Here is a 14371-nt window from a genome sequence, read left to right as displayed (position 1 = left end):
CAACACCTGAAATATCCTCCAAGTAGGAGGTGACTGGGCAATGCCGGGTAGTGTGCGACGAACCCCGGCCACATCGAAACAGAAAAGGCTGGCCGCCGCGCCAGCCTTTTTTGTCGGCGTTGGGTCGCTGGGTCTTCGCGCTTCCGGCCGGCTCCGCGCAGCGGAGTCGGAAGTGCCAACGACAATCGGCGCTTCCGGCCGGCTCGCGGAACGCGAGTCGGAAGCGCCAACTAAAAAGGCAGGCGCGCGATCTCGTGCGAGAAATAATTGTCGATCGCCGAGACGATCGACTGCGCGACCTTTCCGCGCCAACCATCCGATTGCAGATTGCTCGCATCCTGCTTGTTGGTGACGTAGGCGAGCTCGATCAGGACAGACGGGAATTGCGCCGTCTTGAGCACGCGGAAAGCGGCCTGCTGATCAGGCTCGTTTCGCATCGGCGTGCTCTCGCCCATGTTCTCGATCACCGTTTTCGCGAACATGCCGGTGCGTTCGTGTGTCATTTCAACGTCGCGCTCCGCGAGATCCGCCAGGATGCCCCTGACCGCGCTGACGTCGTCGCTGACCTTTCTGACCGTATCGATTTCCTCCGCCGAGAGAACGTTTTCGGCGGCGTTGCCTTTGGCTGAGCGTTCGAGATTTTTCGCGACGCCATCGCGCAGCGTGTAGATCGTGGCACCGCGTGCGCGCGAGCCCTGGTCGGAATAGTCGGCGTGAATGGCGATGAAGATGTTCGCCCTGTTGCGCTCGGCATATTTCGTTCGGTCGTCGAGCGGAATGAACGTGTCGTCGTTGCGCGTCATCAGAACTTTATAGCGGCCGGTTTTTTCGAGCAGATCGCGCAGCACGAGGCTGAACGCCAGCACGACGTTCTTCTCGACCGTCCCGAACTTCACCGCGCCGGAGTCGTATCCGCCGTGGCCGGGATCGAGCACGATGATCGGCTTGAATGCCTTCGCGGCGCGTTCGGTCGGCTTCACGGCCGGACGGGGAAGCGGCGGCTGCAACTGCAAACCCGCAGCGCCGAGGGCGGACGGCTCGGCGAAACCTTTCATGCCCGGACCGCCCATCGGAGAGCCGGCCGGACGAATGACGATGGCAAGGCGCGACAGCCCCTTGTCGTCCTGCTCGATCGCCGAGCTTTCGACGACGACCGGCTGCGTCACGCCAATGACGATGCGCGTCGTTCCAGGAGCGGCCAGTCCGGCACGCACCGCTCTCACCAGGCCGACGGGCTTGTTCTCGTCGATCGCGGGGAGCTGCATGGTGACGTCGGGAAGTTCGATGACGACGCGGTTCGGATTGGCGATCGCGAAAACGCGATAGTCGACCTTGCGTTCGAGCCCGACGACAAATCGCGTGCGAAGAACCTTCGAACGGGAATCGGCGTCGGGAGAGGGATTGGCGATCGCGATCTGGGACTTGCCCGTTTTCGGCGCGTCGGCGGCAGAGCCTGCGGCGGATGCCGCGCCGGTGACGGCACAGAGCAAGGCCGCTGCCATCGCGCAGCGCTTCGCTCGGTGTGCCGGTCTTTGCATTCTTGGTCCCCCGTGGCGCTGCCATTCCCCCAAGCGCCACACATCGAATGTGTGCCTACGGAACGTGGCGTTTTGGCGGTCGGCGCGGTACGACGTTAAGGTTATCGGATGGCACGGTTAAGCCCTCGTTAAGCGTGACGAGAGGCTTTGAGTCGAGCGAATTCGTGGCGTTAGCGCTTCGCCGTTTGCCACGCTGCGGCCGCTTCGTCGTCGCTTTCGCGGGCGTCGACCCAATGGCTTTCACCGCTCGCCAGGACTTCCTTTTTCCAGAAGGGCGCGCGCGTTTTCAGATAGTCCATCAGGAATTCGGCGGCGGCGAAGGCGTTCTGCCGGTGTGACGCACACGCGATCACGAGCACGATGTTGTCGCCAGGCTTCAACGACCCGACGCGATGCACGACCAGCGACGCGGAGAGGTCGAAGCGGCGCTGGGCCTCGGCCTCGATGCGCTCGAGCTCGGCCTCCGTCATGCCGGGATAATGTTCGAGAACGAGTTCGGTGAGCGCTTCGCCATCCTTGTGATCGCGAACCTTGCCGACGAACAGCGCCACGCCGCCAACGCCGGTATCGCCGTTCGTCAGTCGCGCCATCTCGGCTGAAATATCGAAGTCCGATGTGCTGACGCGAACAGCCACGAACGTCAGCCTCCCGTCACGGGCGGAAAGAAGGCGATCTCACGTGCCCCGGCGATCGCCGCTCCGGGCTTCGCATGCGCATGATCGAGCGCGACACGGATGGCCTCGGGTTTCGCGAAGGCAAGATCGAACGGATGCCCGCGCGTCGGCTGCCAATTCAGAAGATCGCCGACGGTGACGATCTCGGGCGGCAGCGCGAGACGCTCCTCGTTGAGGCCCGTCTTTTCCCTGAGCCAGGCGAAATAGCGCAAAACAACGGTTTGATCGTGCACAGCAGTCATGGTGACTTACCCGCCTATCGCGTGGCGAATGCCGGCTTTGAGATAATCGTAGCCGGTCACCAACGTAAGCAGTGCGGCGACCCAGAGAAGGGTGACGCCTGCGGTCGTCGTCCCCGGCACGAGACCTTCAGCAGCCGGTCCGGCAAGCAGCATCGCGAGCGCAACGAATTGAACGGCCGTTTTCCATTTCGCGAGCTGCGTCACGTGGATTTTGACGTTGAGTTCGGCCAGAAACTCGCGCAGGCCGGAGACGAGGATTTCACGTGACAGAATGATGATTGCCGCCCAGATCGACCAGCCGCCGATCGTATCGGTATAGACGAGCATCAGCAGGGTCGCGCCGACGAGCAGCTTGTCGGCAATCGGATCGAGCATGCGCCCGAGCGTGGACTGCTGCTCCCACATGCGCGCGAGGTAGCCGTCGAGCCAGTCCGTGACGCAGGCGGCGACGAAGATCGCGAACGCCACCCATCGCGCCGTGTCGGTCATTCCGAAGAACAGCACGCCCGCGAGAACCGGCACCGCCGCGATGCGGCCGTAGGTCAGAATGTTGGGCAGGCTCGTCGGCAGCGAGCGTTGCGCGATATGATCCATGATTTGGGGTAGCCGCAGGGGCAAGGCTGCGTCAATGGGGTACTCTCAAAGTGCAGCAAAGTCGCAGTTATGAGGCCTCCGATACAGCCGGATGCGCCGCAAAGCCCTCCGATCCGCCGATATGCGCGCGCCGTAAGGCCTCGTAAATGGCGACCCGCAGATCCGACTGGACCCTGAGAGAGTGCGTGATGTCCGGCAGCAGGACACGCAGCGAGAAATCCGTGGTCGTCGGCGAGTAGCCTTCGAAGACGGCGACGGGTGCTGGCTCCCGCATGACGTTCGGATGCCGGTTGGCGCATTCCGACAGAACCGCGAGCACAAGGCGCGGATCGGTATCGGGTCCGGAGCTGAATTTCATCACGACGCGGCCCAACGCATTGCGGTGCGTCCAGTTCAGAACGCGGCCGGTGACGAGTTCGGAATTCGGCACGATGAGGCTGGCGCGGTCGGACGTTTCGATTTCGGTCGAACGTACGGAGATGCGCTTGACGACGCCTTGCTCGCCGCCGACGACGACAAGGTCGCCGACCTTGATCGGGCGCTCGATGAGCAGGATCAGGCCGGATACGAAGTTGTTGACGATCGATTGCAGACCGAAGCCGATACCGACCGACAACGCGCCCGCGACGATCGCGAGATTGGTGATGTCGAAGCCCGCGTAGGACACGGCGGCAATAGCGCCGAGCCCTGTCCCCGCATAGCCGACGGCCGTGTCGATCGAGTTCGCGATGCCCGGGTCCATCCGAGGCGCGACGAGTACATTGTCGCGCAGGCGCCGCTGAACGAGACGCGTCACGAACACGAACGCTACGAAGATCGCGATTCCGATGAGAATGCGAACGAGCGAGATCCGGAACTGGCCGATCTCGAATCCGAACAGCAGGCGTGCAGACCAGTCTCGGATATCGGCGCCCGAGAAGCCCCACTGCAGCATCAGCACCGGAATGGTTGCCAGAATGACGCCGAGCGTCAGCAGGCTTTCCGTCAGCCAGCCAAGCTGTTTGCGGCGCGTTTCATCGAAGCCCATCCGCTCTTCGAGAAGCACGCTGATGTGACCGCGCGACGTGGTGTTGCCGCGCGTGAAGGCGCGGATCGCGAGGTACAGCAGCGTCGAGATCATCCCGACGACGCCCGTCATGACGAGCTGTTGCGCCAGGAAGCGTCCGAGAGCCACGTAGCCGACGAGGCAGCATCCGATGATCGCGAAGGCCGCGAGCCAGAGGGGCAGCTTGAGCCACAGCGGACGATGCCGTCCGACGGCCTTTAGCCCGCCCGCTTCGCTCGCTTCGAACGGCGTCAGCAGAAGCCCGATCAGCACGAACGCGAATGCGAGGCTGGTGAACAAGGATTGCACGACGCTCAGCGCCAGCGGGAAGTAGAACACCTGCGCGAACGACGACAGGAACAGGTCGATGCAATAGATCAGCGCCAGGAAGCGGATCAGTCGCGAGATGCGTCGCGCGCTGCGGCTCGACAGCAGAACGAGCCGGCGCTCGGGCTGGCCTGGCGCGAATACCGCCGAGATCAATGCCGAAACGCCGACGAAAATCAGCGCGCTATCGAGCAGCGCCCCGCCCACGGGCGCGGCCGTCGGCTCATAGAGCAGTCCGAAATAATGGAGGCCGCCGAATAGCAGGAACGTCGCCGCGACGCCCGGAATGGCGCGGACGGGCGCGATCCAGGACGCGGACGCGGCGCGTTCGAAAAACGTCGGTGGGGTCGCGTTCTCGTTGGGTCTGTAGCGCGTGATCGCAAGCGCGAGGCCCTTGAGAAAAATATAGAGACCGATGACCGCAGCGATCAGCATCGCGACGTTGGTCTTCTGCTTGTCGACCGACGAGGTCCAATCGTTGACGTTATATTTGAGACGCCATTCGACGTTCGGCGCGACGCGCGCAAGGTCGGTCCAGAACTGCGGAAACAGCGGGCTGGTGATGCGCTCGGTGAGATTTTTGACAAAGAACGACAGTCGCAGATTTGTGATCTTGTCGATCGCCTGCCGTGCGCGCCACCACGTGACGCGCAGCGTCTTCGTCGCTTCGTCGAGTTCTGTCGATTGCACCGCGAGGCGCACGCGCTCGGCGGCGACCGTTGCAGACTCGGGTGGCGCATCCTTGGCCGGTGGCGGCCCGAGCTTGCTCAGTTGGCGGTCGATCTCGTCCTGTCTCGGACGGATCGAGTCCGCGGTTTTGGTTGCTTGCGCGATGACGCTATCGATCTGGTCTCGCAATTCGGACAGCGTGTCGTTTGCGGCGCTGATGCCTGAGAGACGTTTCTCGGCGGTGTCCATCGAGTCGACCATGACAGTGATCGCATCGTTGACCTCGGGCGAGAGGACGGGCGCCGGCTTTGGCGGCGGAGGAGGAGGCGGCGGGGTTTCGGCGGCTGCAGGCTCGCCGGGCACGGCATCCGGGCTAGCGGGAGGCGCAGCATCGGCTGCAGGAGCGGCGGGCTGGGGCGCAGCGGGCTGAGGCGCCGCCGCTGGCTGTCCGGCGGCAGGCTGTGGTGCAGGCGCGGTTTGCGCGACGGGAGCCGGCTGCGCCTTTGCAGGTTGCGGCGCTGGAGCGGGCGCTGCCGGTGCGGCTTGGTTCGGCGCGGGAGCCGCAGGCTGCGCCTGTGCCGCCGCCTGTCCCGCAGCCGGTGTCGTCGTCGAAGTCCAGTTCGGCGTTCCCGGCTTTGCTTCAGCGGAAGGAGCCGCCAGCGCGAGCGCAACGACAGCCGCAAACACATGTTTCAGCATCAGCGAAATGCGAACTCCCTGACGATCTGGATTTGAGAGCAAGCGCTTGGCGCTCAAGTGCCGCGAAATTAGGGCAACACCCGTGTGGCTGGCCAGTGACTTTTGCTCGCACGCGCTGGCTCTAGACGGATCGATCGTGGAAAAAGTCGTAGATTCTCCGGGCCATATCGGCAGAAATTCCCTCAACCGCTTTCAAGTCCTCGATACCCGCGCGCGAAACCGCTTTGGCCGAGCCGAAATGCTTGAGGAGCGCGCGTTTGCGCGTCGGACCGATGCCGTCGATCTCATCGAGGGGATTGACACCGAGCGCCTTTGCCCGCTTGGCGCGATGCGTTCCGATGGCGAAGCGGTGGGCTTCGTCGCGCAGGCGCTGCACGAAATAGAGAACCGGATCGCGCGTTTCGAGCATGATCGGCTGCTCGCGGCCGGGAATGTGGAAATGCTCGCGCCCGGCGTCGCGATCGGGTCCTTTTGCGACACCGATCAATTGAATGTCGTGCAGTCCGAAGCCTGCGAGAACCTCACGTGCAACCGAAAGCTGGCCGAGGCCGCCGTCGATCAGCACCAAATCCGGGCGATCGGGGAAGGCGACGTCGTCGTCGGCGGTGGTTTCTTCGACAACAGCTTGCTCGACGAGAGCGGCGGGGATCGCTTCGCTCACCGTGTCGGCGACGAGTTCGGCAACTTCGGTTTCGATTTCTTCAAGCACCTCGGCATCGGCGATGCGCTTGAACCGCCGTGTCAGCACTTCACGCATCATCGCGTAATCGTCGCCGGGCGTCACATCGGGCGACTTGATGTTGAACTTGCGATACTGGCCTTTGACGAAGCCTTCCGGTCCCGCGACGATCATCGCGCCGACGGCGTTCGTGCCCGCGATATGACTGTTGTCGAAGACTTCGATGCGCCGCGGCGGGGCGGCTAAAGCGAAGCGTTCCGCCACGCCTTCGAGCAGCCGCGCCTGCGTCGAGCTTTCGGCGAGCTTCCGTCCCAACGCTTCGCGCGCATTGGTCAGTGCATGTTCGACGAGGCTCGATTTCGTGCCGCGTGCGGGAACGCGAATTTCGACCTTGCGCTGGGCTTTGCTCGCTAGCGCTTCGGCGAGCAGCGCGCGGTTCGGAATGTCGTGCGAAATGAGGATCAGGCGCGGCACCGGCTTGTCGTCGTAGAACTGCGCGATGAAACTATCGAGCACGTCCGGCGCATCGAGCGAACGATCGGCCTTCGGATAGTAGGCGCGATTGCCCCAGTTCTGCCCGGTGCGGAAAAAGAAGACCTGGATGCACGTTTGCCCGCCGTCCTGATAGGCGGCGAACACGTCGGCTTCCTCGACACCGTCCGGGTTGATTGCCTGATCGGCCGTGACGTGCGCTAGCGCCCAGAGGCGATTGCGGTACTTCGCAGCCGTCTCGAATTCGAGCGCGTCGGCTGCTTCCTGCATCAGCTGTTGATACATCGCGCGCACGCTCTGGCTCTCGCCTTTGAGGAAGCGTTCGGCTTCGACGACGAGCTCCCGATAATCATCGAGCTGAATTTCGCCGGTGCACGGCGCCGAACAGCGCTTGATCTGATAGAGCAGGCAGGGACGCGTGCGGCTCTCGTAGACGCTGTCGGAACAGGAGCGCAGAAGAAACGCGCGCTGCAGCATGTTGACGGTGCGATCCACCGCGCCCGCTGAAGCAAACGGACCGAAGTATTCGCCCTTTCGGTTGCGCGCGCCGCGATGCTTCATCACCGCAGGCGCCGGATGATCGCGCGCGATGAGAATATACGGGAATGATTTGTCGTCGCGCATCAGCACGTTGAAGCGCGGCCGGAAACGTTTGATGAGGTTGGCTTCGAGGAGCAACGCTTCGGCTTCGGTCGAGACCGTTACGAATTCCATCGATGCCGTCGCGAGGATCATGCGCGCGATGCGGTTCGTATGGCCGTTGAGGCGCGCATAGTTCGAGACGCGCGATTTGAGCTGCCGCGCCTTGCCGACGTAGATGACCTCGCCCGCCGTATCGAGCATGCGATAGACGCCGGGGGACTGCGGTAAAGTCTTCAGGTAGCCGGCTATGACGTCGGCGCCGGTCTTGGCCGGAGCTTCGGAGCCGGCATCGTGGCCCGCCGGTATCTGGTCTTCAGTCATCGCATACCTGAAATTCGGCGCACCTAAGGTCGATCAACGGCAGAGGTCAAGCAAACCGGGTGTCCACGCCACAAAATCACCATGTCCGAGGGATGGTCTGACGCCCTCAGCACATCAAAAGAGAGCAGGATTTTGTGGGGGGTACCATGCGCTCTGTTTTCGCCATTCTGGGCTTCGCGCTGATCCTGTCGCTACCCGGAGTTCTACTCGCAAAACCTGTCCGGGAGAAGGCTCCGGAGGCCGCATTCCGGGGCAACGAGGACCTGCTTCGGTGGATCAACGGCTACCGCCGTAAACCCGAGCCGCAACGGGTGCCCGATGCCGTCAAGGCGATGTCGGCGTACGGGCTGACGAAGGATTCCGATCAATCGGGCATTTACATCGGGTTCGTCGCGGGCGTCATCGGATCGAATTCGGCGAGCGCCGAAGATCTCGTCTCGAAGATGTTTCCGCTGCCGCCTGAAGATCAGGTGGTGATCATCAAGGGCATTGCCTATTCCGGCCTTCCCGGCTGGCGGCCTCTGCTTCGTACTTTCATCGAACGCATGCCGGCACGCAAGGATCTGATCGAAAAGTTTCTCTACGGCGACAAGCCCGTGCTGACGGCGCTCTCGATCAAGGAGGATGCGACGGTCATCGATCTGAACTGGGGCTACTATTTCGCGACCGGATGGGAAGCTCCGATCCGCCGCATCGCGTCGGCACTGGCCTATTCGCTCGAAAAGGATAAGGTCGACACGCTGACGATTGGCGCCATGGCCAAGTGGACGCTGGCGCAGAACGCTTCGCGCGACAACGATCTTCTGATGATGCTGAAGCGAATATCGAGCGACAGCGATCCCTCGATCAAGAAGCCGCTCATCGAAGTCATCGACGCGTCGGAAACGCTAGAGCTTTCGAAGATCCGCAAGGATGCGCTCGCATCGATCGACGAGCTGAAGGCGAAAGGCTCGGAGAAACTCCGGAATTACAACTGGTGGGGCCAGGCAGGTCAGACGGTGTTAGCGCTGGGCTGTGTCGCAGCCGGAGCAATGGGTCAGGTTCAATTCGGCATCCCGTGCGTGATCGGCGGCGCTGCGTCGACGGCGGCGCTCAACTACTTCAAGCCAACCGATTGATCGCTTTCGTCATCCTCGAGCGGGCGAGCTTGCGAGACCGTTCGGGGATCCAGCACGAAAAGAGCCGAAGGCTCAATATCGCGTCTGCGACGAGTCTTGCGCTGGATCCCCGGCCTTCGCTTGCGCTTGGCCGAGGATGACGGTTGTCGAGGGAAATGGCCCGAGCTGTTTAGCGGCTATTCTTGGGATCAACGACGTATTCGGGAAGCGGTCCGCCAAGCCCCGACGGCTGCGGTGCGAAATCCTGCCAGCCGCGCGCCGGTCGTGGTGCGGGCGGCATCGTCTCCTGCGCGGCATGCGTCTCGCCGGTGCAATACTGCTCTTGATATTGACCTGCGATGAAATCGATCGACTTGGCGTAATGGCGATCTGCGGCCCACCGTCGTGCGAGATCACCGAATGTCACTGCGCGGCCGAGACGGTTCGATTTCGCGATGATGTCGTTTTGATTTTCGCGCGTCCGCTTCGCGATCGGCTGCACCAGGCGTTCACCCGAATATGCGACGAGGTGCTGAATTTGTGCGTGCACGCCGGTTGCAACGTCGACGAAGCGTTCGCCCGGAACGCCGTTGCCCGTCGCACCGATGCCCGCAAAATTATTCTGCGTCTCGTTGACGTCGCCGCGACGGCCATCGCCGCGCCGGAACTTCAGGAAGTTGGTTTCGATCGCCATCTGGAAGAAGGCGAAGTCCCAACGCACATGCCAGCCTTCGCCGTAGAGCTTGTAGAACCGGGCGATGCTTGCGAAGCGCGCGTCGACCTTGGCATTGCGTTGCGCCAGGAAGGCCATCAGCCGGTCCGGCGTTACGCACGCCGGAACTTGGTTCGTCGCGCCGGTACGAATGGGCGGCGCTGCGTCGGCCGCAGACGCATAGAGCGCGAGCGCGGCCGCCGAAGCAAACGTCGCGACGGCGCGTTTGCGAAGCGATGAGTTTGGTATTGCCATGCGAGAGCGGCCCTTTACTACGCGCCGCACTCAGCCATCCGGGCAGAGTTCGAAGGCTTTATCGAGCGCCTGCGAGGGATTGGTGAATTCACCGACCGTCTCGCCGCCTTTGGCGTAAGCCGCGATATAGGCCGCCGCTTCGCGCTTCTCCGAACCTTCGTTGACATCGAGGACCGTGTAGTTGTCCTGCCGGTCGGCGCGCGCTCTGATGATCACGGAGTGACCGCCGCCGTAGCTCGCAGTCCAGACCTTGCACGTCGGCCGAGCGGAGGGCGACAGCGTCGGCGTCGATTTCGACGTAATGCCCGGAAGCACGGACGACTTGGTGCCGGAGCCGAGAGCGGCCGTCTGTATTTTCTTGGTTGTCTTCTTGGTGGGTTCGACAGGCGCGGAGTCTGCCGGTCGACGCGTTTCCGTTTCAGCCGATGCAGCAGCCACGGCGTCGGCCGGTGGTGCGGCAGCGTTGATGATCTTGACGGCCTGCGCCTTTTCCGGCTGAGCCGGTTCGCCGACAGCTACAGTCTGTGCGTCGTCAGTCTGCGGCACGAGTTCTTCCGCGCCAAGGCCCGAGCGAACAAATGAGCCGGACTTGCGTGCTTCTTCGACGGCGCGGCGAGCGAGTTCCGCTCCCGACAGCTTGGACGAGGACGCGCCAGCGTCCGCCATCGCAACCTTCGGATCGGAAGCGGTCGATGTCTGAGCCGGTGCGCTGCCCGGACGAGCCAGAGCCAGCAACTCAGGATTGGGATCGGCTGCCCGGCAGGGACTGCCATAGAAGCTCTCGGCGATATTTGAGATATCGCGTGCATAGCGGCGCGACGTCGGCGCCCACTGTTTCGAGACCTGCTCGTAGTTGACCGGGCCTTTGAGCGTCTTTTGCCAATCGGTCAGCACACCCCATTCCTGCACCTTGCGGGTCCGCTCGGCGACGGGATCGTCGAGATGCTCGCCGGCATAAAGAAGGAGATGCTGAAGATGGGCCTTCACGCCCGTCGCGACATCCGCAAAGCTTTCACCCGGGACGTGCTTTCCGGTGGCGCCGAGACCGGCGAAATTGTTCTGATTGGATTTGACGTCGCCTTTGAACGTCAGGTTGCCCGTTTCGAGCAACATCTGGAAGAAGGCGATGTCCCAGCGGATTTTCAATTCGTCGCCGATGCGCATGTAATCTGCGGCGATCGTCGAGAAATGGCCGTCCACATTGCCGTTGCGGCTGTTGAGGAACGCCATCAAGCGTCCAGGCGTGGCGCACGCCGGAACGGAGTTTGTCTTCGTCATTTTGACTTGTGGAAGGTCTGCCGCCGAGGCCGGCAGCGGCGCTACAACCAAAGGCATGGCTGCAGCGAAGACGAACGCCAATGGCGTCCGAACGCGGCTTATCATGGATACACCCATAACGACGCGGCACCCCTCGAAGAGCGCCATACAAAACCAATTAAGGTTCGTAAGCGCTTAACGTTAAAAAAGAGTTGAGACCCCCCGTGAGTCACCGCGAGGATCGCCAAGCAATAGGGCGGTAATTAGGGCGCGACAGGGTCAGATTGAGGCGGAAACGGCGTGCGCCGCGATTCATGAATCGCGGCTGGCGTTTCACTTTGGAGCGGATCAGGTGAGGTGTTGACCGCCATCGAGAGCGATCATCTGACCCGTGAGCGAGGGCGTCGCGAGGATGAAACGCACGGCGGTTGCGATTTCCTGCGCTGACGGCCCACGCTTTAAAAGAGTCGACTGCTTCTCCTTATCGAAGTCGTCGTCGGTCTGATGGATACTTTTAAGAACGGGACCGGGGCCAATGGCATTGACGCGGATGCGCGGAGCAAGCGCCTGCGCAAGTGTTCGCGTCGCCGTCCAAAGCCCGGCCTTCGAGATCGTATAGGAGAAGAATTCCGGCGTCAGATTCCAGACGCGCTGGTCGATGATGTTGATGATGTTGCCGTCGCAGCCCTCCGGCAGCTGCCTGGCCATGGCTTCGGAGAGGAAGACGGGAGCCTTGAGATTGATGCAGAGGTGCAGGTCCCAGGTTTTCTCGTCGAGGTGTCCGATGCTGTCGGGCAGGAACTCGGACGCATTATTGATAAGGGTCGTGAGAGGCCCAAGCTCTCGCCCGATCGTTGCGACCAGGGCGTCCAGAGCCTGACGGTCGGCGAGGTCGGCCTGAAAGGTGCGCGCGCGGCCGCCACGGTCGCGGATGTGCTGCGCGAGGGCTTCAGCTTCTGTCCCCGAATTCCGGTAGTGGATGGCGACGGCGAAGCCGGCCTCGGCCAGATCGAGAGCTATGGCGCGTCCGATGCGGCGGGCGGCGCCTGTGATCAGGACGGTCCGGCTGGCTTCTGATGTTTGGCTCATGGCTGCCGATTAGCAGAATCGAACGCGGGAATCACTGTCGGTCCGGGTGTCGGCGGCCAGAGAGGGGGCGAGGACTGCGAAAGCGTGGCCGAATCACTGCCCAGTTGCTCCGCATCCCGCCCCTGTTGCAGGCAAGCGGCAGCCTGGAGTGTGCATATTTTGGAGGCAAATTTGCTTTATCGGGGCCAGCTATTGCGGCATCGTTGCCACAATGTGACAGCGCCCCCCCGAAGTCGGTGTTTCCTGGGCCTAAACACTTGTGTCAACCGGCCGAAGAAGTTTCTCTCACCAACAACGCGGTGTGAATCGAGGGGTCCGCAAGTGCGGCGACTGCGAACCGCTGATTGGACGGGGGTTGTCTATGGCAAAATTTAAAAGTTTCTTGGGTGTGGCTGGGGTCGCAGCACTCGCGTCGTTGGCGATGTCGACGGCTGTACTTGCAAGCGACGGTGAAGATCGGAAGTTCGGCTATTCGATCACGCTGACGGGAACGAGCGACTATATCTTCCGCGGTATTTCGTCGAACGATCAGTTGCCCGCATTCCAGCCCTTCATCGAGTTCACGTACGGCATTGCCTACGTCAACTTCCAGGGCTCGAACATCGCGGAGCCGCTGGCCCCGTTCGAAATGGACATCTCGGCCGGTATCCGTCCGGTCACCGGTCCCGTGAGCTGGGATATCGGCGTCCTCTACTACACCTATCCGGCTTCGCAGGCTGGCTGGGGCGCAACCGACTACGTCGAATTCAAGGTCGGCGCGTCGATCACGCCCGTCACCAACCTGACGCTCGGCCTCACCGGCTATTGGACGCCTGATCAGGGCGGCGCAGCTGGCGAAACCGAAACGGTTGAAGGCAACATCAGCTACACGCTTCCGAAGTTCGCGATCTTCGATCCGACGCTTAGCGGCACGCTTGGCTACACGAATGGCGATGGACCGAACTACTTCCTCGGCAAGGTCGACGATTACACCTACTGGAACGTTGGTGTGAAGCTCGCAGTCGACAAGTATTTCATGGACTTCCGCTACTGGGATACCTCGATCAACGACTCGTTGGCCGACTCGCGCTTCGTGTTCTCAGCTGGCGTCAATCTGCCATAACTTCTCTCTTCTAGATCTCCCGACTGAGTCGAACCGGGGCCCTCGTTGGGCCCCGGTTTTTTGTTGCATACATGAGACGAGGCGCTTGCGTAGGTCCGCAACTCACGACACAAAAGTCGTTCGGGCTCTTTCGGCGGGCGACAATATTCGTGCTTCCGGCAGTCTTTATCCTGGTCGCTCTGACCATCGCTATCGCGACCGCGCTGCTTGCACCGCGGCTTTTGCCGCGCCGTGTGCGGATGGACGTCGCTCCCGACCGCCCGCGGGCGTTCGGAAGCGAGATGTCATGGCTCGCCGTCAAGACGGATGACGCCGGGCGCTTGGCGGCCGTTCTCGGCCTCGACGATTTGAGCGTCGCGAACTGGAATTCCGGAATCGGGGCAATCTACGACCTGAAGCTCTCCGATACGTTCGTCTTCATTTCGCCTCCGGTCGAGGGTTGGACGTTCGTCGCGGGTGTGTCCTTGCCGTTGCCGCAGCGGGGAGGGTTCGTCGACAAGGCCGCGCCGCTTCTGACGCGCGTCGCCCGCGAATTTCGCTCCGTGCAGTATTTCGCAACTTTCCCGATCATCGACTTCTACGCCTGGGCGTGGTTCGAGAATGGCCAGCCGATGCGCGCTTCCGCCTTTGGCGAAGCAGGGCCTGTGTGGGACGCAGGCCGTCCGACCGCCCGCGAACGGGAGTTAGGCCTGTCGACGCTGGAACTTCGCGGCATCGTCAATCGCCAAGGCGATATCGGCGGGGCGCTGCAGCTTCATCCGACCGAGTCGCATGTGCTCGGCATCGCAGGCGGTTGGGGCTTGAACCCGATGACGATCGAAGCGCTTGGCGGTCGACACAGCACGGGCTGGATCGCGCGTGCACCGCATGCGTGGCGTGCGGAACGTGTGCGCTCGGCGGCCTGAGAGACGGGATCGCGACTTAGATCGCGCTAACT

The 14371-nt window shown here is 62.4% G+C and carries 12 protein-coding genes; 3 read left to right on the top strand and 9 right to left on the bottom strand.

The genetic code is table 11. From position 1 onward, the window contains the following. Positions 1 to 230: 230 nt before the first annotated feature. From HDEN_RS09940 to uvrC, 6 genes are all read right to left on the bottom strand, one after another. Entirely contained in the window at positions 231 to 1502 is a 1272-nt protein-coding gene (locus HDEN_RS09940; RefSeq protein ID WP_013215976.1) for an N-acetylmuramoyl-L-alanine amidase, read from the bottom strand. 206 nt (positions 1503 to 1708) lie between these two features. Then, entirely contained in the window at positions 1709 to 2173 is a 465-nt protein-coding gene (locus HDEN_RS09935; RefSeq protein WP_013215975.1) for a molybdenum cofactor biosynthesis protein MoaE, read from the bottom strand. Positions 2174 to 2178: 5 nt separating this feature from the next. Then, entirely contained in the window at positions 2179 to 2454 is a 276-nt protein-coding gene (gene moaD, locus HDEN_RS09930; protein ID WP_013215974.1) for a molybdopterin converting factor subunit 1, read from the bottom strand. Between the two features lie 6 nt (positions 2455 to 2460). Next, positions 2461 to 3048, bottom strand: a complete 588-nt coding sequence (gene pgsA / locus HDEN_RS09925) for a CDP-diacylglycerol--glycerol-3-phosphate 3-phosphatidyltransferase (protein WP_013215973.1) — start codon at positions 3046 to 3048, stop codon at positions 2461 to 2463. 67 nt (positions 3049 to 3115) lie between these two features. After that, a complete protein-coding gene (locus HDEN_RS09920; RefSeq protein ID WP_013215972.1) occupies positions 3116 to 5788 on the bottom strand; it encodes a DUF3772 domain-containing protein in 2673 nt (890 codons plus the stop codon). 121 nt (positions 5789 to 5909) lie between these two features. After that, positions 5910 to 7922, bottom strand: coding sequence for an excinuclease ABC subunit UvrC (gene uvrC / locus HDEN_RS09915; protein ID WP_013215971.1), 2013 nt, complete (start codon positions 7920 to 7922; stop codon positions 5910 to 5912). Positions 7923 to 8068: 146 nt separating this feature from the next. Between uvrC and HDEN_RS09910 the strand changes: the two genes are divergently transcribed. Continuing rightward, entirely contained in the window at positions 8069 to 9040 is a 972-nt protein-coding gene (locus HDEN_RS09910; RefSeq protein ID WP_013215970.1) for a hypothetical protein, read from the top strand. A gap of 169 nt (positions 9041 to 9209) precedes the next feature. On the opposite strand, the gene HDEN_RS09905 is transcribed toward HDEN_RS09910, so the two are convergent. The 3 genes from HDEN_RS09905 to HDEN_RS09895 all read right to left on the bottom strand — a co-directional run bounded on the left by HDEN_RS09905 (position 9210) and on the right by HDEN_RS09895 (position 12332). Then, positions 9210 to 9986: a glucosaminidase domain-containing protein gene (locus HDEN_RS09905; protein ID WP_013215969.1), complete on the bottom strand. Its 777-nt coding sequence runs from the start codon at positions 9984 to 9986 to the stop codon at positions 9210 to 9212. A 30-nt stretch (positions 9987 to 10016) separates the two neighbouring features. Continuing rightward, positions 10017 to 11264: a glucosaminidase domain-containing protein gene (locus HDEN_RS09900; RefSeq protein ID WP_245256609.1), complete on the bottom strand. Its 1248-nt coding sequence runs from the start codon at positions 11262 to 11264 to the stop codon at positions 10017 to 10019. Between the two features lie 327 nt (positions 11265 to 11591). Further along, the gene (locus tag HDEN_RS09895) at positions 11592 to 12332 is read right to left on the bottom strand and encodes an SDR family oxidoreductase (RefSeq protein ID WP_013215967.1); all 741 of its coding nucleotides are present in this window, start codon (positions 12330 to 12332) and stop codon (positions 11592 to 11594) included. A gap of 361 nt (positions 12333 to 12693) precedes the next feature. Between HDEN_RS09895 and HDEN_RS09890 the strand changes: the two genes are divergently transcribed. Together HDEN_RS09890 and HDEN_RS09885 are read left to right on the top strand one after the other, a co-directional pair. Continuing rightward, positions 12694 to 13434: a TorF family putative porin gene (locus HDEN_RS09890; RefSeq protein ID WP_013215966.1), complete on the top strand. Its 741-nt coding sequence runs from the start codon at positions 12694 to 12696 to the stop codon at positions 13432 to 13434. Positions 13435 to 13583: 149 nt separating this feature from the next. Further along, positions 13584 to 14339 (top strand): hypothetical protein, encoded by a 756-nt coding sequence (locus HDEN_RS09885; protein WP_013215965.1) that lies wholly within the window; start codon positions 13584 to 13586, stop codon positions 14337 to 14339. Positions 14340 to 14371 lie beyond the last annotated feature (32 nt).

Origin of the sequence: Hyphomicrobium denitrificans ATCC 51888, assembly GCF_000143145.1 — a bacterium.
Lineage (GTDB): Bacteria > Pseudomonadota > Alphaproteobacteria > Rhizobiales > Hyphomicrobiaceae > Hyphomicrobium_B > Hyphomicrobium_B denitrificans.
The sequence above is the reverse complement of the archived record's forward strand: the minus strand, read 5'-3'. Positions and strand labels throughout refer to the sequence as shown.